Raw genomic sequence first — 21,031 nt, 5'->3', positions numbered from 1 at the left:
TCGGGCACGGCGCAAGACATCATCAACGAGTTGCCACTGTGCTTGATAGCGGTCTGCAATCAAAAAGCGCGCTGCGGTACTGATATTGCGATCCGCCAAGCAGTGCTCTGTAACTACCCGATTCGCCGCCTGAGCGACCAACCACAAGCGTAGCGCACGCCTTAACACGTATTCAGATGATTGCTCCGCCCCAGGCAGCGGGTAAGTAATTAACGTTATAAGAAACGTTTGCTCTTTAAGGCTGCCTTTATATGTTTGTTTCGTTTTTGTAGCGTCTCCTGCATGAAGAAATGCAGGATACTGACGGTTGATCAAGGGATCTTGACGAATGGCTTTCGCCAAATCATCTAACAGGGCAATAACAGGGGTTTGCCGCCACCGGGCAAGAATGTCTTCTGACTCAGGATGATGAAACTCATTAACCAGGTTGCCAATCGCGACGATGTGGTGATCTAGCCCCAGCGTCCAAAAAGCCAGCTCCAGAGCATCACTGAGATCATGCTGGGCAGCCCATTGGCATATATCGCGATAGGGGTGGCCAAAGCGCGCTATTTGATTATCTGTGCTTTTTTCATCGTTTTTAACTGCGGTCGTGTACTCTACCATCGCCCTTATACTTTATTACATAAAATTTTACTATATAAGATAAAGCAATCTAATATATAGCGATAGACGCTAAACTTAGCTGAAATTTCTTCCTTTAAGTTTCAAAGTAAAAGAAAGCAAGCGTAACATAATAAAATTAAAAACAATCTCACCTATGACGGGGTAGATATTGTGGTTCCATATCACCATATCAGCCGTGCGCAATTAATGGGATATTTGTACGTTCAGGATGATCACATCGCCTATAAAAATTATCTTCTATTAACAAATGGAGGGCTTTTTCAGCAATTCATCCGAGAACAAGTACATGGGCATCAAGCTTCAGAAACAAGATCCATGCAGAGAGCTAAACGGCACCCTCCAGCATCCCGAAAACTGAACTGGCATTTAGGTATGGTATCGCTACCGCAACCATCCGACATTGGAGTTATCGTGACTACGTCTATGACCGACTGATCACATTGCACAACCTGATGGCTAAGCTCACTCCTAAGCATGAGGAGGCTCGGGTCGCTGCTCGAAAGTTCTTCGCCTTGGTTTCAATAACCTTCTCCTCGTGTCGCGAGACTTCCTGACCCCACGGTTGCCCACCTACGGACTGCACCGAATGCTTAGCGATGTGAGGCGCCGACAACGATAAGCCCTTCACCGTTCGCTTCACGTGAACGTATGAGCACGAACCCAGCGGCCGCCACCCGTTCGACTAAGAACAAAGAACCTGGCATTAAGCACCTTTTGATTAAACAGGGAAGTCCGCAAACGAGCTCTATAGTGGAGAGCTTCAGCTGCATTATCAACGACGTACTGGCGTATCGGCGCTATATACCTTCCAGAGCTGACACTCAAACGTTACTAATACTCCACAGAAGGCGCAGATGCTACTTCATTGGTTGCCTATGTAAAATGGGCACCGAGGCGTTGCCGATCATGCCCAAGTTAGTGGGGATTGATCTTGGGTAAAAGACCTGTCCGAGACCAGTGATAGCGCCAAGGTCAATACTCCACGCCACACAACACGCAGGGGCGGGCGCAACGGCGCTTCAGTCGCAAGCAAAAAGGCTCGAATAATCGCGCCAAAGCGAAGCAGTAATTTGCCAAGTGCCACGCCAAAATCGCCGACACACGGCTTGAACATCTTCATAAACTCACCCGTCAGATCGTCAACGAGAACCAAGTGATCTGTCTTGAAAGCCTCGCGATGAAGAATATGGTCAAGAACCGGCATTTGGCCAAAGCCATCGGTGACATGGGGGGGGGTGAGCTGGCATATCAGCTCCACTACAAGGCCGAGTGGGCGGGGCGTCAATTCGTCGCTGATACCCTAGTAGCAAGCGCTGCTATGGCTGCGGGTTTGTGCTGGAATCACTGCCGCTCGATGTCCGCACTTACGATTGTCCCGAGTGTGGCACCCAAGGCATCGACCGTATTGTGAACGCCGTCCGCAACATTCTACAAGCCGAGACTGCGCTGTTAGCGGCGATTGAGGATTGAGGTAACATCGAGAGTGACGCCTGTGGAGTTTGTATAAGACTGCCAATGCCAAGGCATTGTTACTGAAAATGGAGTGATGCATAGGGTCAATGCAGCCGCCGCTTGAGCGTATCAGAGGGTCGCTCACAAAATAGCCGCTTGTAATCCAAAGCAAACTGACTGAGATGATAAAATCCCTGACTTGCCGCTGCATCGGCAATAGACACACCACTACAAGTTAATAACTGGCGTCGCACGCGATTCAGTCGTGCGGCCCTCAGAAATTGCACAGGACTGATTCCAAGAATACTCTCAAAACTGTACTGCAGAGTTCGCCGGCTAACACAGGCGATGTCACATAATGCGGCAATAGTCACAGGACTATCGCCCGAAGTTTTTAGATAGTCCCAGACGCGATCAACCACAGCGCGACGGTGAAGATAGCTAGGGGCTTTTGCTGAATTGAGTGTCCCACTATCCAGCAAGCTCAGAAACTCCTGTAACAGCATGTCCTTGTGGATGTCAGTATCCATGGCATCACTGGAAGACGCCAGAATCTGCTTGACCAGTAATGATATGGTATCGACTTGCTTTGTATTGCTTTTCAGGCAAGGTGTCGCAGAATCAATGAGGTGCTCAAAACTGATGCCTTCCCGGTCGGCCAATGCAAACAGCTCATCACGACGAATCAAAATGCTAAGGATGTGGCAATTGGCAGGTGTCATCAGCTCAAACGAATGGTGGCCAAGACGCCAAAGCACGTCGTTCTGCTCAACCTACTGACCATTGATGCGAAAATGCTCTCGCTGAGAAGGTATCCCTATCCAAAAAGCGTCTGGCCAAGGAATGCATTGCTGATAGAGCGTCTGATTAGTGTATTCATTTATAATCTGAATGCCACCAAAGTGACACTCTTCCACACGCCCTTCGAAACGTCCTGTACTGCACTGATTGTACTCCTGAGCCCAGTTAGTCAGATTAAATGCCTGCTCGTTTACTTCATGCGAAATAGAGACACGCCATTGCGGAGCAACTTGTTTCTCTTGTGATTCATTCGGGTGCATTTTTTCCTCTTTATTTTTGTTTTGCACCAGTTTGTGCGTTGTTTTTTTAGCATGTAAAGCCTTATACACAGTCGTTCCCCTCCCTTTGCGTACTTTTGCCAAAATTCGATAACCCGTATCGAAATAAGCTCTCTAACCTCAAAGAGCTAGCAATTTCCGTTCCCTTTTCACTGACCAAAGCACCATTCACCAATCGCAGCGCAAAGGAATCGGCAAACGCACAACAACTCGTTATGTTGACCTGGAGGATGCTCATGGCAAACGCAATTGATAAGGATTACCTGGCCAAACGCCAGTTAAAAAAAGGAACCGCTGGTTGGATACTCCTTGCAGGTTTAGGGGTGTCCTATGTTATTTCTGGCAACTTCGCCGGTTGGAACTTTGGTCTGGCAGAAGCTGGTTGGGGTGGTTTTGTAATTGCCGCCGCTTTGATGGCCACCATGTACTTTGCATTGGTGCTCTCGCTGGCAGAAATGTCAGCCGCCATTCCTGCCGCAGGCGGAGGTTACAGTTTTGCTCGGCAGACTATGGGCCAGGCAGGTGGCTACCTGACGGGACTGGCGGTACTGATCGAATATGCATTAGCACCAGCGGCCATCGTGATTTTTATCGGTGCTGCGGTTGAAGAGCTGCTGGGAATTAATGGCCCCTGGGTCTATGCGCTCTTCTACGCCATCTTTATTGGCATCCACCTTGCAGGTGTTGGCGAAGCGCTGAAGGCTATGATGGTTATCAGCGCCCTCGCCGTGATCGCAATCCTGACCACCGCCGTAGCGCTGATAGGCGATTTCAGCACCTCTAACCTGTTCACGATTGCCGCTACTGATGAGGCTGGTGGTAGTAGCATTTGGCTACCCTTCGGTTGGTATGGTGTATGGGCTGCCCTGCCTTTTGCCATGTGGCTGTTTCTGGCCGTTGAAGGCGTACCGCTAGCCGCTGAAGAGGCCCGTGACCCAGCTCGTGATATGCCCAAGGGTATTATTGCAGCAATGATATTCCTGTTGTTCACCGCTACATTGGTGGTGTTCTTACTCGCCGGAGCAGCAGGGGCCGATGTAATTTCTGCCAGCGGCGTTCCGCTCGTAGATGCTCTGAAAACCACCGGAAACAGCGGTCTGGCTACGGCTATCAATGTGCTAGGTCTTGCTGGGCTGATCGCATCTTTCTTTTCAGTCATTTACGGCTACAGCCGTTTGGTATTTGCTCTGTCACGGGCAGGCTACCTTCCCAAAGTGCTGTCAATTACCAGTAAGCGTAAAGCTCCCACCTGGGCGTTAGTTGCCCCTGGAGTTTTCGGCTTTCTGGTCTCACTGACCGGTGAAGGCGATCTTATTCTGGGCATGGCCGTGGTGGGCGCCACTATTTCCTATGCGCTCATGGCACTCAGCCATATTCTGCTTCGCCTGCGCCGCCCCGAGCTAGAACGCCCCTACAAAACTCCGGGTGGCATTGTCACATCCTCTATTGCGTTGTTGCTTTCGATCGTCGCCATGACCGGCGTCTATGCCTTCGACCCCCGCGCCTTTAACTACACCATTGTGCTGTTTGTCATCGGGACGGTGTACTTCTTCGCCTATGCCAAGCGCCATCTAGTCGCCCAGTCAGCGGATGAAGAGCTGGCGTTGATCTTGGAAGCAGAGAATGCCGTTGAGGAGATGGAGGCGCTTCAGGCAGCCTCCGATATTCCTCTGCAACCCAAAGCCACGCGGACCTGAACATTGTCACGACAAGTTAGCCCCTCAGCGCTGTCTGGTGATGGCGCTGAGGGCTCCAAATCGCAGGAGAGAATGTCAGATGTACACACAAACCCTGGTTGACGACCTAAAAGCGGAACTTTGCCAATCACTTGATTATTGGAAAATGTCCGCGGATACCCGAATTGAACTGCTGACGACGTCAGAAAATGCCACGTTCGTTTCGCATGACCCGCTAACAAATCACAAACGCATTATCCGCGTTCATCGCCCCGATTATCACGACCAACAGGAGATTGAATCCGAGCTGGCATGGATTCACGACCTGCGCGCGTCAGGTCGCGTGAATACACCCTCACCAATTAACACTACCACTGGCAGCCCGGTGATCAAGATGGCCATTAATGGCCGTGATTTTCATGCAGTTGCGTTTGAGCATGTTAGCGGCAGTGAACCAAATGTCGGAGAAGCCTTGCCTGACTGGTTTGAAAAACTTGGTGCGGTAACAGCCTCTCTTCATGAGCACAGCCGAACCTGGCAGCGCCCGGACTGGTTTGCGCGCAAACGCTGGAACCTTGACACCATGATTGCCCCCGACGGGCTTTGGGGTGATTGGCACCAAGCACCGGGCATTACCTCCAAGGATGAAGACATCATCCATCAGGCTATTGAACATATCCATCTCGTCATTGATGCCTATGGCCACCACGAAGATCGCTATGGCCTGGTACATGCCGATTTGCGCCTGGCCAATCTACTGGTCAATGACGACCAACTGGCCGTCATCGACTTCGACGACAGTGGTTTCTGCTGGTACGCCTATGATTTCGCCGCAGCGATCAGCTTTCATGAGCTCGACCCGATGATTCCAAAGTTGCGCGACGCCTGGATTCGTGGCTATCAGACCATCGCCCAGTTCGATGATGAAGATATCGCTGCGCTGGATACCTTCATCATGATCCGTCGCATCATGCTCAGCGCTTGGTTAGCAACACACGCCGAAACACCGACCGCCCAAGCACTAGCACCAGGTTACATTCAGGGTACCGCTGAGCTTGCCCGTCAGTATCTGTACGCCAGGGGCTGAACAAAAAAAGCAATTTTCTTTGTTGATTCAAAAGGATATTATCGTGAACAATATTCGTGGCATTCTCGACCAGAACGCTTTTCGTTTTGAGAATCTGGATCAAGCGGATCCATCACTTAGGGAGATGGTTCGTAAACGCCTTGAAACCGTCGGCCCCACATCCATGCTGTTTTACGAAGAGCCCTTGCACATCGTCAAAGGCGAGGGTGTTTGGCTTGACGACAGCCAAGGGCGGCGCTACCTGGACATGTACAATAATGTACCGTCAGTTGGGCATTGCCATCCACACATTGTGCAGGCGGTGGCCCGGCAGATGGGGGTACTGAATACCCATACTCGCTACCTCCACGAGGACATTCACCATTACGCCGATCGCTTGCTGTCAACACTCCCCGCCCCGCTGGAAAGGTTGGTGCTAGCCTGTACCGGCAGCGAGAGTAATGATATGGCCCTGCGACTGGCACGCCAGTGGACAGGCAAGCACGGTATTATCGTCAGCGAAGCGGCGTATCACGGCAATACCAGCGCTGTCACCGATGTTTCCCCCTCATCATACAAAACTGGGTCTCCCCCGGATCACGTACACGTTATTGCGCTTTCCAACATACTGACCGCCGTAGATCCCGCACAATGGTTTCTTGAACAGGTGCAGGCGGGCGTTAAACAACTAGCCGCACGCGGCCATGGCTGTGCAGCGTTACTGGTCGATTCAATTTTTTCCAGTGACGGTATCTATGCCGACCCCGCCGGTTTCATGGCACCTGCGGTGACATGGCTTCAGGCCAATGGGAGTTTGCTGATTTCCGACGAAGTGCAGCCCGGTTTTGGCCGTACAGGTGCTGGCATGTGGGGATTTAGTCGTCATCAGGTCACACCGGATATTGTGACCATGGGCAAGCCAATGGGCAATGGTTTTCCGATGGCGGGTCTAGTGACACGGGATGAGTTATTGGCCGCACTAAATGCTGATATTGGTTACTTCAACACCTTTGGTGGCTCCACTGTCGCTGTCGCGGCTGGCATGGCGGTACTTGATGTGCTGGAGGATGAACAGCTGATCACCAACGCCCAACATCAGGGCGAGTACCTCAAAGCACAGCTGAATGACCTTAGGTCGCACTATGAGGAGATCAGTGATGTCCGTGGTGCGGGACTGTTTATTGGGCTGGACTTATGTAACCCACATCAAAATGGCCAACCGGACACCTCTCGTACTACTCAGGTTATTAACACACTCAAACATAACGGCGTGCTGATTGGCGCAGCGGGTAAATCAGGCAGTACTTTAAAGCTTCGCCCTCCTCTTTGCATTCAACGCCAGGAAATTGACCTCTTTATTGAGACGCTGGAACATGCGATCAAATCTACTTCAGGTTAAACCGGCTACAGCAGAAAATGGTCGCTAAAGTTGCTAAAATAATGAACACTCAGAATCTGATTCTGGGTGTTCAAAAAGCCGAAGTGGTTATCCACACTCGCATCCCTCCTTGGTCTGCGCAGCAGGATATAAGCGCGACTTCAGCCTTACCATCCAGCAGATTTACTCAGCTGGCGTGGACGCCCGCCTGCTGGATGACGTTGATCTAGCGCTATGAGTTTCCCACACAGCTCTGTGTGCTGACCCTATGACCCCACCCAATTTGAATCCAGGCAACGAGCATGCCAGTGGTTCTAGTGTTCCAGTGAACAGATGGCACACTGTCTATTGCTGACCTGATTGGCAATAATCTTCGACCACGCACGATGTATAGATAAAGTTCATCAGAAGAGGGACGGGAGATTGGGTGCGGTACTGCATATTAAAACGGTACATGCCAAAGGCTTATTGAACGGTGTGGATACAAAGCTAGGGCTTACTGGTTCTATGATGGTAACACACGCCTGAAACCTGTTTTGGCTTGGTGTGCCGGCCAGTGCATTCGTTTATTTACGATCAAGATTACTTAATCTCAGCTTTCAGGAAACAAAGATATAAGAACATTTACGTTCGCCCTGTAACATCGGTTTGTTAGCGCACTGTGACTGGCCTGAAGGTCACTTTCTGCCAAGGCAATTTCCCCAAGCTTTGTGCCAACTATAAGCTCCCTCATGTGCTCTTAAGTGACGCTACCTCCGCGAATGCAACCCAAGAAAAACCCTTTCTAATGATGATTTTAGATCATTAAACGTGATTTTAGGACATATAATATGTCCCTATTTCATCAGTCTCATAACCGTCATCGGTTCAAATCCGGTCCCCGCTACCAATATTTATCAGAGAAGCCGTTACCGAAAGGTAGCGGCTTTTTTGTGTCTGCATATTTGATAAAACCATATAGCTTGCGGACTCAGCCAAGCATAACCCGAAGGCCATCGGTTCGCTTTTGTGTTTGGTGTACCCAACGATTGAGCAGCGTGGTTTTGCCGCTTCCCAGAAAGCCAGTAAGAACATTGATGGGAATGAGCGAGGATGTCGTCATAACGGGTTACTCCCACCTTGCTTTGCGGTAATGATGTTCCTGGCTTTCCTGACGCTCTTTGGCCTCAATACTTAGCCGCGCGGTGGGTCGGAACAACAGCCGGGCAATACCAATAGGCTCGGCAGTCTCTTCACAATAGCCATAGTCACCGTTATCGATCCGTCTCAAGGCTGCATCGATATTGTTCACCAGGCGGCTCTCCCGGTCGGCTTGGCGTAGGGATAGACGCAGCTCCTCTTCAAACGACGCCTGATCAGCTTCATCACTGTCACGTTCGTGAGAGGCGATTACTTCTTTCATTTCCTTTAGATGCATTTCAACTTCGTGACGTTCATCCAGCAAACGTTGGCGGAAAAACGCCAGCTGCTCGTCGTTCATATAGTCACAGGCAGGCATGGCCAATATCTTGGCCTCCTGCGCTTTATCCGGCGACTCACGCTGTGTTAATGCCGTGGTAATTGGCTTATTCATACATGCACCTTACCTATTAAATTATGATATAACATAACAAAAAAGGCAAAAAAATGTAACGTTATTAGCGATACGATTCAGCAAGCAGGTACAACACCATGCCAACCATCGCTTTGTAAGATTGGAAGTCTCTATTGCTTAAAACTCGTTATGGATGGCCTTATAGCCCTGTACCAAATCGTTATTGGTGCGAGCAACGTCTTCGGAAAACGCGCTTGCTTAGCTGGGAACCTGTTTGAGAAGCGTCAAATCGGTATCAGGTCCAATACGCTGCGTAGAGGAGACGTAAAAATTCGCCGGCAAGTGGCAACCATCCACCACCGCGTTGTAGCGCACCACACATCCATCTTCAATCTGACAGTTAAAAAGCACGCTGTTGAAGCCGATAAACACGCGGCTGCCAACCGCACAGGGGCCATGCACAATAGCGCGATGGGCAATGGAGGTACGCTCACCTATCGTCACACTAGCGCCCGACTTGGAATGGATCACGACGCCATCTTGAATATTGGAATGCGCGCCTACCACAATCGGATCGATATGCCCGTGCGCATCCATTTCATCCGCCCTGATAACGGCATAGGGCCCGATAAATACATTCTCTTCCACGATGACCAGCCCACAAATAATGGCCGTAGGATCTATAAAAGCGCTGGGATGAATATTTGGTAGGTCTCCGCGCGGATTTCGTCTAATCATCAGTGGCTTATCCCTGTATCTAATAAAAAAAGAATGTAATGAAACAATCCCGCTATGGTTACGGCCTTGAGAAAGCCCATTTAAACGGAGCGAAAACAAACCTCAACCGCATCAACTTTAATGTTATAATATAACATAACACTCTATACCCTCAATAGGGGGAAAAGTGATACTCTTCAGCAAACACTGAACTGAAGGGTCATGAGGCAATACCATCAGACTGACCTTCATAACATACGATTGCGCGGTTAAAGCACGGCACGGTGGTGTCGGTGCGCCATCCATCAAGGCCTTACGCGTACTAGCGCGCAATTACAACGGCTTGAATATCGGTGTCTTCGCCTACATATCATGTGCCATGCTTCCCTTATTACTTTTCAGCAGAGCGCAGAGAGCCCATGTCAATAATTGATCCTCGTACCGGCAACCCGATGACGGCGGAACCCACCGCTGAAAACGTCTCCGCTGACGGTGAGCGCCCTCCGGTTACCGCTGAAGAAGTCATCATTGAACTAAACGCAGGCAATATTCAGCAGGTACTCGAAGCCTCCATGCAGGTGCCGGTACTTATGTGCTGCTATTCCCCCGCCGACGATAGCAGCAGCAAACTTGCAACGATTCTGGAAAAGCTGGCGATTGAATACGCGGGGGCCTTTTTGCTGGGTAAGCTGGATGCTCAGTCTAACCCAGAGATATCAGCCCAGCTGGGCGTGCGCTCGGTACCCGATGTTAAGTTAATCAGCCAAGGTGGACTGGTCGATAGCTTGCAGGGAGCAAAGCCCGAGAAAGAAGTTCGTGCCTGGCTCAGCCGCTACTTTCCGGCACCCGCGGAAGCTCCGCCTAGTCCGGAGGAAGAAGCCGAAGCGGCGCTTCTGGAAGGCGACGCGGCCACCGCTCGCGATATCTACCAGAACCTGGTAACCCAATACCCCGAGCACTACGCTTATCAGGTATCTTTTGCGCGCGTACTGCTGGCAGAAAAGCGTGGCGATGAAGCGCGCAGCGTACTGGATAACCTGCCGCCTGAAGAGCGTGATGCTCCGGCCGCCCGCGGCGTCCGTGCGAGCATTGAGTTCAGCGAACGAGCGCTTTCAGCAGAAGATATCGCCGCTTTAGGCGAGCGCGACGATAGCGAAGCACAGTTCCAGCGCGCTCTGCGCCAGGTGGCCGATGGCCAGTACGACGCCGGCCTTGAAGCGCTGCTTACGCTCATGAAGCGTGACCGTGCGTATAACGACGACGCGGCGCGTAAAACGCTGCTGCAGGTGTTTGATGCGCTAGGCGCCGATCATCCGCTGACCGTCGCCTACCGCCGCAAGCTGTTTGCTCTGCTGTATTAATTGCTAGGCCTTTAACAGCTTATCCATACGCACTAACGCGGCGTCCAGCTGGGACGCCGTGGTGCCAAAGTTAAGCCGCAAAAAGCCGGGGCAGCCAAACGCTGCCCCGTCGGACAGCGCAACCCCCGCCTGCTCCTTGAGCGTTTGATAGGGCGTGTCGCCCAACCCCGCCTCGCGCATATCCAACCAAGCTAAATAGGTGGCTTCCGGTTTGCTTAACGTCACCCCCGGCCAGCCTGCCACGTGTGCTTCAAGCGTCGCGCGATGCTGGCGTAGAACCTCCAGCAGCGTTTGGCGCCAGGGCTCGCCTTCGCGATAAGCCGTCTCAGCCGCTACCAGTCCCAAAACGTTCACATCAGGCAGAAGCCCTTTGCAGGCAGCGGCAAACCGCTTGCGCACTTCAGGGTCAGGGATCACCGCACAGGCGCTGGATAAACCTGCCAAGTTAAAGGTTTTAGACGGCGCCCACAGGGTAATCGTACGCTTGGAGAGCTCAGGAAACATGGCCGCCAGCGGGCGATGCCGGGCATCTTTGTCCAGCAGCAAATCACAGTGAAGTTCGTCCGAGACCACCCACAAATCGTGCTGTTCAACCAGCTTTGCCAGCGGCGCCAGCTCTTCATGGCGCCAGACACGCCCTGTCGGGTTATGCGGATGGCACCAGAGCAACAGGCGCGTCTTGGGCGTAATGGCCGCTTCTATAGAGGCCATATCCAACTGCCACGACTCGCCAGGGCCTTTAGGTTCGGTCAACATTGCTTGCTGGGGGAGCCGGCCAGTGCGCTCGGCTACCGCCAAGAAAGGCGGATAAATAGGCGTCATCGTTAATACGCCATCGCCTGGCAGGGTTAACGCGAGCGTCGCGAAATGTAGCGCCGGCACCACCCCCGGCAGCCACTTTTGCCACTCAGGCTGGATAGTCCAGTTGTAGTGCGAAGCACTCCACTGACACAGCGTTTCTGTTAACGTAGCGGGCACTTCACCATAGCCATACACACCGTGGGCAACCCGGTCCTGGAGTGCTTCAATAACCGCCGGCGGCGAGCGAAAATCCATATCGGCGACCCACAGCGGCAGCACCTCGCCACTGTAACGGTGCCATTTTTGTGACGAGAAGCCGCCTTCGGGGTGGCGTCGCTCGATTGGCGTGGCAAAATCAAAGGCCATACAGGTCTCACTCATTAATAAAGGATTGGTAACGAGCATGCCGCAAGATGACTTTTATACCAAGGTGCGCGCAGGATTATCGGCACTATTGCGGCAGTGGCAAGCGCTTGGTCAAGCCGATGCTGATCAGTTAGCGCTCATCCTGGCGGAAACCGCTCGGGTTGCCAAACTGGGCACGCCGGATACAACGCCCGATGGGGCGATGCTTAAATACTGGAGCCAGACTCTGGAGGGCGATATTCCGCTTTGGGCACCGCGTACCGCGGTATTTTTACTCAATCAAATGCCTGCCAAACCCATGCCTGAAAGTGATGCAGAAGCCTGCGCCTGGGCGTACTGCTGGCTGCGCAACCGTACGTTCAGCACTTTAGAGGACGCTCATACTGCGCTTCCCGCTCACCTTCAAGAGCCGTTAAAAAGCGCGCTGGAAGCTGCCTGGCGCGACCAGCAGGGGCTGCGCCTAGTATAAAAAGGAAACATCAGCGCTTGGGCCGACGGGATTTGGGCTTGAAGCCTGCTGGCTTTTTGGAAAGCCATTCGACGAAATGGCGTATCTCTTCACTCGCCAGCAGCGCCTCGCGGCTGGCAAACTGGTCGGCTAGCTCGCGCTCGCTATAGAGTCTGTGAATATGCCGATGGCAGGCGTGGCAGAGCCATAAGATGGCGGTCAGCCGCTCTTCGCGCGAGTAGCGCTTTCGATAGCGTGGTTTGTTGTGCAGCGCTCGTGGAATCAGGTGGTGTTTGGTCAACGATGCAGCGCGCGCGCAAAGCTCGGGCCTTGGCGGGGGCGAAAGCGCATGTCCTGATGGGGAAGCAACATCCACGACCACTCTGCTCTCCTGAGTTGGGTGGCTGCAAAATAACTCAAACAGTATTTAATCAATTATAAGGATAGTCATTTATGCTGGAAGTTCCGATTAGCTGGCAGCTTGCCAAGGGCATGGTTTCTGTCGCTATGGTGCTGGGCCTGGGAGTAGTGGCAGTACGGGTAAGCCCACGGGTGGCGGGGCTTTTGGCGGGCTATCCGCTGGGCACGGCACTGGCGCTTTTCTTTATCGGCCTGGAGATCTCGCCGCTGTTCGCCGCCGAAAGCGCGGTGCATACGCTGGCCGGTTTTACCGCCACCATGGCGCTGGGGGCGGGCTACTGGCTATGCGGGCGCAAGCCCGGGTTAAAGGGGCTTTTGGCCGGCACCGCTGGTGGCTTTATCGCTTGGTTTTGCGTCAGCCTGGTGCTGGCCCAGTTTGATTTCACACGGCTGACGGGTACGCTGGTAACGCTGTGCGCCATTGTGCTGTTCAGCTGGCTCTTCCGACGTATACCGGACAGCGTCGCCACCACGCGGGCGCCTTTCTCGTGGGGTGCGCTGTGTGTACGTGCCCTGCTGGCCACACTTATCGTGTTCGCGATCACCACGCTTGCTCACTGGGTGCCGTCCGCCTGGGCGGGAACGCTGGCGGCCTTTCCGATCACCATGCTGCCTTTCCTGCTGATTCTACATTTGAGCCAAGGGCCTGCACCGACTGCCACGGTCATCAAGCACTACCCGATGGGTCTCGGCTCGCTGCTGTGCTACGCCCTATGCGTCTCGTTCACCTATGAAAGCTGGGGGCTTGCCTTGGGTACGCTGGCAGGTTTTAGCGTAGCGACGCTATGGCTGATTGGCTGGATGCAGGGGCAGCGCTGGTGGGCAGAAAGGCGAGAGGCACAGGGCCAAGCCACTTGACCAAGCGCTTGCTAGGGGCAATCCTGAAGGCTGACCAATAACAAGGCGACCACTATGTTCACCCGCACGATTGAGCCAGCTTTTTATGATACCGATGCGCTAGGCCATATTAATAATACGCGCCTGCCCGCCTGGTTTGAGCTGGCCCGCAATGATCTGTTCAAGCTTTTTACGCCGGATCTGGATCCTAAACAGTGGCGCTTGATTATGGCGCGCATGGAAATCGACTACCGTGCTGAACTGTTTTACGGTCATGACATCGAATTACGCACCTACTTGACGCGTTTGGGTAATAGCTCATTCACGGTGACTCAGGAAGCTCGCCAGCACGGTACGTTGACTAATCTCGGTCATACCGTGATGGTACAGTACGATCATCAGGCTAAGTGCGCTGTGCCTATTGAAGGCAAGCTGCGCGACGCCTTGTCAGCCCATTTACAAGATGCGCCCGCCTGACGCACTGCCCCGCTGGACGGGGCTACCAGGAGCACAGCATGGCCATTCGCTATAATCTCTGGCTAGACCCGGACAATACCGCGCAGCATCGCGCTGTCGAAGCGGATCTTGAACACTATTTCATGGAGCGCTTTGCGGACTATCCACATATCCGCTTGTTCGGGGCTGACCCTTACGATTATGATGCCCCGTTTAATCGCCTTTATGACGTGCTGATGGCACGAGCCGCCGAGTATTGCGAGCGGACATGGTGCTATGTAGCGTCCCCTGAGCAGTTGAATCGCTGCTTTTTCCGTGCTGTTGGCCGCTCCAATAAATTTGTTCAAGACGACCGCTCCTGAGAGACCAACCTGATGGTGATTCGCACCAACCAAGCGCCTGATGAGCGCCAGCTAGCTATTATTACCCAGCAGCTAGGCCGCGCACCGCGCGGTATCGAAGCCGTCGCCGCGACCGATAGCCAAGGAACACCGCTGGTACTGCGCATGGCGCCTATCGTGGATGACAAGCCCTTTCCTACGCTGTACTGGCTGTGTTCTGACGTGCTCAAAGTGGAGATTTCCCGCATTGAAGCCGTAGGGGTCATCAAATCACTCGAACAGCGCCTGCAGGATGAACCTGCCTTTCTGGAAAGCTACCAGCAAAGCCACCGCGACTACGTCAAAGCCCGCTGGGACTATATGAGTGACGCACAACGTGCCGAGGTTACCCGGCTGGGTTACACCGACGTGCTTACCGAGCGTGGCATTGGCGGTATCAGCAACTGGCAGCAGGTGCGCTGCCTGCACACCCAGTACGCCCATCATCTATGTGGCGACAACGTTATTGGCCAGTGGATGGACGAGCACCATCAGATCGATCGTTTTATCCCGTAAAGCGCCATTCAATATTCGTTTAAGGAACCCGATTAATGTCCCGTATTTGCGTTTATCTTGGTTCGCGTGAAGGCAGCCGTCCGATTTTTCGTCAAGCCGCCCAGGCGCTGGGTACAGCACTGGCCGAGCGAGGCCATACGCTGGTCTACGGTGGTGCGCGGATCGGCCTGATGGGCGAGCTTGCCAATGCAGCGCTAGAAGCCGGGGGGAGCGTTATCGGCGTGATGCCGGATCATCTGGTGGAGCGTGAGCAGGCCCACTTTGGGCTTACCGAGCTTATCCGCGTCGCCAATATGCATGAGCGTAAAGCCACCATGGCGGCTAACGCCGATGCGTTTATCGCCATGCCGGGCGGCATTGGAACGTTTGAAGAGCTGTTTGAAATCTGGACGTGGGGCTATCTGGGCCTACATGAAAAGCCCATGGGCCTGCTAAATATAGATGATTTTTATGGGCCGCTTTTAACATTTTTGGACAGCACCGTAGCCAACGGCTTTTTAGCCCAGGCAACACGTGACATGCTGCAGGATGCGCAAACACCCCAAGCGCTACTCAGTGCACTGGATATACGCCTATAGGCTTTTGTAAACCTGCCTGAAACGGCGTTAGCGCTCTGTCAGCAGGCGGGTACGCTGGTAGGTAAGCTGTAACAGGCGGGCATCTTCACCGGCGCGATGGCGATTAATATCGCGCTCGGCAATCATGCTCTCTTTGGTATGGCTCCAAAGGGCTTGCTGCTCTTCGCTTAGCAAAATCCGCAGCGCTTCAAGTCGAAAGCGTGGCAGCATACCGGCATGATGAAAAAGCAGCGACAGCCAGGTGTTATCGTACCCCCAGCTGTCGCTATAAGCCTTACCCAGACGGCTTAGCTCATCGTTAAGCCATTGGGCAACCTGCTGTACAGGGTGCCCCTCTGCGCGCAGACGTTCACGCGAGATACCGTGCAACAGCTCAGCTTTTGGGTCCCAGTGTGTCCACTCTTCCAGAGGCTGAATAAGAAACGCGCAGCAGCTTCCGTCAGCACGCGCGATGCCGACTTCTATCGGATAACTGCCACGCCCGAATCCGGACGCTTCAATATCGAGTACGGTAGGTAGCGTCTCGGACACTGACTTCCTCATTCAATCATTGCGCATAGTGATCGCTCAGCGGCCGCTTACGCGACGGCGGCATCGTTAAGCGGCTGACGATCCGCCAGGCGCTGCCAATAAGCGGCCTGGCCGGCGTCTACGGCTAAGCCTAGCTCACCCAATCGGTAGGCGCAGGCTAACCGCTCAGCGGCCAGGTAATGTCCCGCCTGGGCGGCGCGTGCATACCAGGTTACCGCATAGTCTTCACGACGCGGATACTGCGCACAGCCATGCTCATAGATTTGCGCTACCTGAAACTGCGACTTTACGTCGCCAGACTGAGCGGCTTCTACGACATAACGCGCGCCCCGCGCCTTATCCTGCGGCGAAAGACTGCTATGAAACAGCATATGGCCGTAAACGGATAGCGCATCCGGATGTCCTGCATCAGCACAGCGCTTGAACAGTCGCATGGTCAGGCGCTGCGTACGCTTGGAACGCGGAAGCAACCAACGGTTTTGAAAAAGCCGTTCGGCTAAGCGAAATTCTAACCGAGTAAACAAAGATGATGCCTGCGGCATGGCAAACCACCCTGCCAGTTTGTTGAGACCTTGATTAGCGATCACTACATCATTTGACTGCCAACCAAACGAGAAACCGGCCTTTAGCCGGTCGATGGGCTGGCAAGCATACGCCTGCCTTTGCGACGACTCAACCCCATTGATTTGCGGCTTTCAAATTGCCTCGCTAACATGCCTGTCACACATCACCATTAACCATGATAATAAATGCCTATTCGGTAGCCATTTTCGCCTTAGCGAGGAGATAAAAATGCAAACGCGCCCACTTGGCAGAACCGGAATTGAGGTCAGTCGACTCTGCCTAGGTACGATGACGTTTGGCGAGCAAAACAGCGAGACAGAAGCTCACGAACAGCTGGATCGCGCTGTCGCTTTCGGTATCAACTTTATCGATACCGCTGAAATGTACCCGGTACCGCCCAAGGCGGAGACCCAGGGCTTAACCGAAACGTATATCGGCAGTTGGCTGAAGCAGCGCGGTGCACGCGATGACGTCATCATTGCGACCAAGGCAGTGGGCCCGGGCCCGGAGCATATCCGGGGCGGCCCGCGCATGACGCGCGAGCATATTCATCAGGCAATCGACGATAGCCTTAAGCGTTTACAGACAGACTATGTTGACCTGTATCAGCTGCACTGGCCGGATCGCAACACCAACTTTTTCGGCAAGCTGGGCTACACCCATCAGGACCAGGAAGATGCCACACCGCTTGAAGAGACGCTTTCTGCGCTTAAAGAGCTGGTCGACGCTGGCAAGGTACGATCGATTGGCCTGTCCAACGATACGCCGTGGGGCGTGATGCGCTCGCTTTATCTGGCTGAGAAAATGGATTTGCCGCGCGTGGCATCGGTACAAAACCCCTACAATCTGCTTAACCGGTCGTTTGAAGTCGGTTTGGCGGAAATCGCCCACCGCGAAGACGTTGGCTTATTGGCCTACTCGCCGCTGGGCTTTGGCGTGCTCTCCGGCAAGTACCTGAACGGTGCTTGGCCTGAAAAAGGTCGCCTGACACTTTATGAGCGCTTTAAGCGCTATACCTCGCCCGAAGCAGAAGCAGCCACACAAGCGTACGTTGATCTGGCCCGCGAGCACGATCTCGACCCGGCACAGATGGCGCTGGCATTCATCAACTCACGCAGCTTCCTGACCAGTAATATCATTGGTGCGACTACCCTTGACCAGCTGGAAAGCAATCTGGCCAGCGAGAGCCTCAAGCTTGACGACGAAGTGCTGGATGCCATCGACGATATCCACCGCCGGATGCCCAATCCCTGGCCTTGAGTCTTGGATAAGTCCTTGGGCCTTGGATAAGTATAGTAACGCTATGAAGGCGATAGCCTCGGCCAACGCCGAGGCTTGATATACTAGCGGCCATACATTTGTTATTAGGTTTTTGCATCGGCTGAAGGAGCTCACCTTGCTAAGCGTTATTTCGCCAGCCAAGACGCTGGATTTTGAAACCCCCTCTACGACCAAGCGCGTTACGCAGCCCGACTTTCTCAGCGAAAGCCAATCGCTGATTGATATTCTGCGTGATTACTCGCCCCAGCAGATCAGCGAGCTGATGGGTATCAGCGATAAGCTGGCTGGCCTTAATGCGGCCCGTTTCGCTGAGTGGGAGCCGCCATTTTCGCTTGAGAATGCGAAACCTGCCGCCCAGGCGTTTCAGGGCGATGTTTACACTGGGCTGGAAGCTGAAACGTTCAGCGATGCGGATAACCGTTTTGCTCAGCAGCATCTGCGCATTCTCTCAGGCCTGTATGGCTTGCTGAGACCGCTGGATCTGATCCAGGCTTACCGATTGGAGATGGGGACCAAACTGCCTAATCAGGCGGGCAAGGATTTATACGCCTACTGGAAACCTACCCTCACTAAAGCGCTTGATGACGCTATTGCACAAAGCGGCTCTAAGGCCTTGGTCAACCTGGCCTCCAACGAATACTTTAAAGCGGTAGATGCCAAGCAGCTTGATGCGCGCATTATTACACCGGTGTTTAAAGATGAGAAAAACGGCACGTTTAAAATCATCAGCTTTTATGCCAAAAAAGCACGCGGGCTGATGAGCGCCTGGATCATTAGCCAGAAAATTAATGATCCTGATGAGCTTAAAGGCTTTAACGTTGCAGGCTATCGCTTTGATGCTGCCTCTTCTGAAGGCGATACGCTCGTCTTTACCCGCAAAGAAGCCGATCGCTAAACGAAAGCTCACCTTTGGCTAGAAAAATGTGACGGCGCGCGAGGAACGGGGCTTTAGAAGGCGCTGATGCACGTCCTTAAACAGTGCGTTATCACAGCGTTGAAGCCACTCGTAGGCCACCATATCCGACGTCACAGCGATTGCACCGTGGGCACAGGCACGCTCGCGGGCAAGGCGCGCTTCATCACAGCGGCGGCTGGCGGTCGCTTCGCTTAACCAATACACGTTATAGCCTGCCTCAAGCAGCCCAAGTGCGCTCTGAAGCACGCAGATGTGAGCTTCCGTCCCACAGATCACTACTTGCTGCACTGACTGGGCCTTTAACGCCTGGGCGAATTCGGGCTCTTCCATCGCGCTGAAATGGTGCTTTTGCCAAACCTGATGCTCACCCAACTCGCTTAATAAGCCTGGCGTCGTCCCCCCCAACTTTTCAGGATACTGCTCGGTAAGCCATACAGGCACGTCTAACGCTTCGGCTACTTTTGCAAGCCAGGCGGCTTCTTCAATTACTTTTACGCCATCATCAATGACGGGCAGTAAGCCCGCCTGAAAATCGACCATTAGTAATAGGCTACGATCTCGTTGTAGGCGCACGCTTTCCCCTTATTCTTTGTGTTTATTAGTGCCATTAAGATAGCCCATTCTAACCGCCCAGGCGCTAAACTAGCCGTTCAATACTTTCTACACGCTCAGTACTCTGGGCTTATGTTCTTGATGGCTTTTAATCATTGGAGATTGCCATGTTACGACAACTGTTTGTCATGCTGCTGGTCAGCGTTATGGGGTTTAGCGTTGCGGTAGAGCATGCTGAAGCGCGCCGTATGGGCGGAGGCGGCAATGTGGGCAGTATGTCCCGCTCTGCGGATCGCCCAGCTAGCACACCCAGTACACAACAGGCTCAAGGTGGTCAACAGGGCCAAGCAGGTGCTGCGGCAGCACGTAGAGGCGGAATGGGCGGCATGATGGGGGGCCTATTGGCCGGTGGATTAATTGCTGCGCTGTTTTTTGGCGGCGCCTTTGATGAGCTAAGAATGATGGATCTGCTCATGGTGGTGGGCATTGCGGTGCTGGCGATGATCGCCTTTCGCGCCTTTATTCGCCAGCGCCGCCCGGCGCACGCTTCCGAATCCAACTATCAGCGTACGCAGCACGTGCCATCAACGCCTGCCGCTGGCTCAGCTGGGGCCGCTCCGGGTAGTTTAGCGAGCAGCCTGCAAAGTACGCCCGCCTGGTTTGATAAAGAGCAGTTTTTAAACGGCGCGAAAGAGCATTTTATGACCCTTCAGCGCGCCTGGGACAATAACGACTTTAGCCAGATCCAGGAATATGTTACTCCCGAGCTCTATAACCTGTTACGTACAGAGCGTGCTCAGCATCCGGCCAATAATCGTACAGAGATCGTACGGCTGTTTGCCGAGCTGGGGGATATCAATGAGTACGATGGCCATGCAGAGGCCAGCGTAATCTTTCACGGCATTATCGAAGAGAACGGACAGCAGACTGAGTTTAACGAATCCTGGCACTTAACCCGCGCAATGCGTGACCAGGCTCCCTGGTATGTACAGGGTATTGAACAAAACCCAGGCGCTTAAAATCAACATAAGACGATACAAAATACCCAGCAAAACGGCCGCTAATAGCGGCCGTTTTGCTTGCTAGGCAATACCCTAGCTAAATGTTTTACATCAACGCGCTGGATTAATTTTCAGCAGCATCTTCGATATTCTCGCCCGCATTCTCAATGCTTTCGCCAGCGCTTTCCATACTGTTATCGATGCTCTCACCTGCTTCTTCAGCAGGCCCCTGGTTATCACAGGCAGCCAAACCGCCCGCGAGCAGAGCCATTAATACCGCAGCTGATAACTTCTTAACTAATTGTCCATTCATCTTGTTTCTCCTCCTGAGATAGCGCGTGAAGTGCTCTTCCATCAACGTACCGTACCATTTTAAAGACAACAGTACGATATCACCACCCATATCAGGGTAGCTGCTTGGAAACGAAAAGCGTAATTAGTAAATTCCAGCCAAAAAAAAATCCCCCGAGGCGCAAGCCCCGGGGGATTTTCAC

26 protein-coding genes and 2 pseudogenes are annotated in these 21,031 nt (G+C 53.2%); 15 read left to right on the top strand and 13 right to left on the bottom strand.

Annotated features, from left to right (window positions below; all coding sequences use genetic code 11):
• On the bottom strand, positions 1-606 hold a 606-nt coding region (locus tag ACT3XD_RS17435), incomplete at its 3' end, for a hypothetical protein (protein WP_192539474.1).
• A 925-nt stretch (positions 607-1,531) separates the two neighbouring features.
• Positions 1,532-1,747 (bottom strand): hypothetical protein, encoded by a 216-nt coding sequence (locus ACT3XD_RS17430; protein WP_318782783.1) that lies wholly within the window; start codon positions 1,745-1,747, stop codon positions 1,532-1,534.
• Positions 1,748-1,780: 33 nt separating this feature from the next.
• Here ACT3XD_RS17430 and ACT3XD_RS17425 point away from each other — a divergent pair.
• Positions 1,781-1,852, top strand: a pseudogene (locus ACT3XD_RS17425) (hypothetical protein); the annotation flags it as partial.
• A gap of 83 nt (positions 1,853-1,935) precedes the next feature.
• Positions 1,936-2,097: pseudogene (locus ACT3XD_RS17420) on the top strand (zinc ribbon domain-containing protein); the annotation flags it as partial.
• Between the two features lie 86 nt (positions 2,098-2,183).
• Here the strand turns inward: ACT3XD_RS17420 and ACT3XD_RS17415 are convergent.
• Positions 2,184-2,837 carry a helix-turn-helix domain-containing protein gene (locus tag ACT3XD_RS17415; RefSeq protein ID WP_192539473.1) on the bottom strand — a complete coding sequence of 218 codons (654 nt, stop codon included), beginning with the start codon at positions 2,835-2,837 and terminating at the stop codon, positions 2,184-2,186.
• 15 nt (positions 2,838-2,852) lie between these two features.
• A complete protein-coding gene (locus ACT3XD_RS17410; RefSeq protein WP_192539472.1) occupies positions 2,853-3,209 on the bottom strand; it encodes a hypothetical protein in 357 nt (118 codons plus the stop codon).
• 185 nt (positions 3,210-3,394) lie between these two features.
• Between ACT3XD_RS17410 and eat the strand changes: the two genes are divergently transcribed.
• The 3 genes from eat (at position 3,395) to ACT3XD_RS17395 (ending at position 7,299) form a co-directional block, all read left to right on the top strand.
• Complete coding sequence (gene eat, locus ACT3XD_RS17405; protein WP_192539471.1) at positions 3,395-4,855, top strand: ethanolamine permease; 1,461 nt, start codon at positions 3,395-3,397, stop codon at positions 4,853-4,855.
• A gap of 79 nt (positions 4,856-4,934) precedes the next feature.
• Positions 4,935-5,921: a phosphotransferase enzyme family protein gene (locus ACT3XD_RS17400; RefSeq protein WP_192539470.1), complete on the top strand. Its 987-nt coding sequence runs from the start codon at positions 4,935-4,937 to the stop codon at positions 5,919-5,921.
• A gap of 43 nt (positions 5,922-5,964) precedes the next feature.
• Positions 5,965-7,299 (top strand): aspartate aminotransferase family protein, encoded by a 1,335-nt coding sequence (locus ACT3XD_RS17395; protein ID WP_192539469.1) that lies wholly within the window; start codon positions 5,965-5,967, stop codon positions 7,297-7,299.
• Positions 7,300-8,248: 949 nt separating this feature from the next.
• Here the strand turns inward: ACT3XD_RS17395 and ACT3XD_RS17390 are convergent.
• The 3 genes from ACT3XD_RS17390 to ACT3XD_RS17380 all read right to left on the bottom strand — a co-directional run bounded on the left by ACT3XD_RS17390 (position 8,249) and on the right by ACT3XD_RS17380 (position 9,550).
• On the bottom strand, positions 8,249-8,380 hold the full coding sequence (locus ACT3XD_RS17390) for a GTP-binding protein (RefSeq protein ID WP_225736299.1): 132 nt from the start codon (positions 8,378-8,380) through the stop codon (positions 8,249-8,251).
• A 6-nt stretch (positions 8,381-8,386) separates the two neighbouring features.
• On the bottom strand, positions 8,387-8,851 hold the full coding sequence (gene dksA, locus ACT3XD_RS17385) for an RNA polymerase-binding protein DksA (RefSeq protein ID WP_192539468.1): 465 nt from the start codon (positions 8,849-8,851) through the stop codon (positions 8,387-8,389).
• 219 nt (positions 8,852-9,070) lie between these two features.
• Positions 9,071-9,550 (bottom strand): carbonate dehydratase, encoded by a 480-nt coding sequence (locus tag ACT3XD_RS17380; RefSeq protein ID WP_225736298.1) that lies wholly within the window; start codon positions 9,548-9,550, stop codon positions 9,071-9,073.
• Between the two features lie 398 nt (positions 9,551-9,948).
• Here ACT3XD_RS17380 and ACT3XD_RS17375 point away from each other — a divergent pair, with 398 nt between their 5' ends.
• Entirely contained in the window at positions 9,949-10,890 is a 942-nt protein-coding gene (locus ACT3XD_RS17375) for a co-chaperone YbbN (RefSeq protein ID WP_192539467.1), read from the top strand.
• Positions 10,891-10,893: 3 nt separating this feature from the next.
• On the opposite strand, the gene ACT3XD_RS17370 is transcribed toward ACT3XD_RS17375, so the two are convergent.
• Positions 10,894-12,057 (bottom strand): MalY/PatB family protein, encoded by a 1,164-nt coding sequence (locus ACT3XD_RS17370; RefSeq protein WP_192539466.1) that lies wholly within the window; start codon positions 12,055-12,057, stop codon positions 10,894-10,896.
• A 37-nt stretch (positions 12,058-12,094) separates the two neighbouring features.
• Between ACT3XD_RS17370 and ACT3XD_RS17365 the strand changes: the two genes are divergently transcribed.
• Positions 12,095-12,526 carry a hypothetical protein gene (locus tag ACT3XD_RS17365; protein WP_192539465.1) on the top strand — a complete coding sequence of 144 codons (432 nt, stop codon included), beginning with the start codon at positions 12,095-12,097 and terminating at the stop codon, positions 12,524-12,526.
• Between the two features lie 10 nt (positions 12,527-12,536).
• On the opposite strand, the gene ACT3XD_RS17360 is transcribed toward ACT3XD_RS17365, so the two are convergent.
• Positions 12,537-12,887, bottom strand: a complete 351-nt coding sequence (locus ACT3XD_RS17360; protein ID WP_318782781.1) for a hypothetical protein — start codon at positions 12,885-12,887, stop codon at positions 12,537-12,539.
• Between the two features lie 71 nt (positions 12,888-12,958).
• On the opposite strand from ACT3XD_RS17360, the gene ACT3XD_RS17355 reads away from it, so the two are divergent.
• The 5 genes from ACT3XD_RS17355 to ACT3XD_RS17335 are packed head-to-tail and all read left to right on the top strand — an operon-like array spanning position 12,959 to position 15,692.
• Positions 12,959-13,783 carry a hypothetical protein gene (locus ACT3XD_RS17355; protein WP_192539464.1) on the top strand — a complete coding sequence of 275 codons (825 nt, stop codon included), beginning with the start codon at positions 12,959-12,961 and terminating at the stop codon, positions 13,781-13,783.
• 54 nt (positions 13,784-13,837) lie between these two features.
• Positions 13,838-14,239 carry an acyl-CoA thioesterase gene (locus ACT3XD_RS17350; RefSeq protein WP_018918345.1) on the top strand — a complete coding sequence of 134 codons (402 nt, stop codon included), beginning with the start codon at positions 13,838-13,840 and terminating at the stop codon, positions 14,237-14,239.
• Between the two features lie 38 nt (positions 14,240-14,277).
• The gene (locus ACT3XD_RS17345; protein WP_018918346.1) at positions 14,278-14,580 is read left to right on the top strand and encodes a hypothetical protein; all 303 of its coding nucleotides are present in this window, start codon (positions 14,278-14,280) and stop codon (positions 14,578-14,580) included.
• Positions 14,581-14,592: 12 nt separating this feature from the next.
• Complete coding sequence (locus ACT3XD_RS17340) at positions 14,593-15,114, top strand: DUF501 domain-containing protein (protein WP_192539463.1); 522 nt, start codon at positions 14,593-14,595, stop codon at positions 15,112-15,114.
• Positions 15,115-15,149: 35 nt separating this feature from the next.
• Entirely contained in the window at positions 15,150-15,692 is a 543-nt protein-coding gene (locus tag ACT3XD_RS17335) for an LOG family protein (protein WP_192539462.1), read from the top strand.
• A gap of 27 nt (positions 15,693-15,719) precedes the next feature.
• On the opposite strand, the gene ACT3XD_RS17330 is transcribed toward ACT3XD_RS17335, so the two are convergent.
• Complete coding sequence (locus ACT3XD_RS17330) at positions 15,720-16,223, bottom strand: hypothetical protein (RefSeq protein ID WP_192539461.1); 504 nt, start codon at positions 16,221-16,223, stop codon at positions 15,720-15,722.
• Between the two features lie 47 nt (positions 16,224-16,270).
• Positions 16,271-16,765, bottom strand: coding sequence for a tetratricopeptide repeat protein (locus tag ACT3XD_RS17325; protein WP_018918350.1), 495 nt, complete (start codon positions 16,763-16,765; stop codon positions 16,271-16,273).
• A 250-nt stretch (positions 16,766-17,015) separates the two neighbouring features.
• Here ACT3XD_RS17325 and ACT3XD_RS17320 point away from each other — a divergent pair, with 250 nt between their 5' ends.
• Entirely contained in the window at positions 17,016-18,047 is a 1,032-nt protein-coding gene (locus ACT3XD_RS17320; RefSeq protein WP_192539460.1) for an NADP(H)-dependent aldo-keto reductase, read from the top strand.
• A gap of 136 nt (positions 18,048-18,183) precedes the next feature.
• Positions 18,184-18,963 carry a peroxide stress protein YaaA gene (gene yaaA, locus ACT3XD_RS17315; protein ID WP_192539459.1) on the top strand — a complete coding sequence of 260 codons (780 nt, stop codon included), beginning with the start codon at positions 18,184-18,186 and terminating at the stop codon, positions 18,961-18,963.
• Positions 18,964-18,981: 18 nt separating this feature from the next.
• Here the strand turns inward: yaaA and ACT3XD_RS17310 are convergent, their stop codons facing one another.
• Positions 18,982-19,524 (bottom strand): isochorismatase family protein, encoded by a 543-nt coding sequence (locus ACT3XD_RS17310; RefSeq protein WP_225736300.1) that lies wholly within the window; start codon positions 19,522-19,524, stop codon positions 18,982-18,984.
• A 179-nt stretch (positions 19,525-19,703) separates the two neighbouring features.
• Here ACT3XD_RS17310 and ACT3XD_RS17305 point away from each other — a divergent pair, with 179 nt between their 5' ends.
• Entirely contained in the window at positions 19,704-20,555 is an 852-nt protein-coding gene (locus tag ACT3XD_RS17305; RefSeq protein ID WP_192539457.1) for a Tim44 domain-containing protein, read from the top strand.
• 106 nt (positions 20,556-20,661) lie between these two features.
• Here the strand turns inward: ACT3XD_RS17305 and ACT3XD_RS17300 are convergent, their stop codons facing one another.
• Entirely contained in the window at positions 20,662-20,940 is a 279-nt protein-coding gene (locus ACT3XD_RS17300; protein WP_444280621.1) for a hypothetical protein, read from the bottom strand.
• Between the last annotated feature and the right edge of the window lie 91 nt (positions 20,941-21,031).

It is taken from the genome of Halomonas sp. AOP7-B1-5, from assembly GCF_052353045.1.
Taxonomy (GTDB): domain Bacteria; phylum Pseudomonadota; class Gammaproteobacteria; order Pseudomonadales; family Halomonadaceae; genus Vreelandella; species Vreelandella colorata.
The sequence above is the reverse complement of the archived record's forward strand: the minus strand, read 5'-3'. Positions and strand labels throughout refer to the sequence as shown.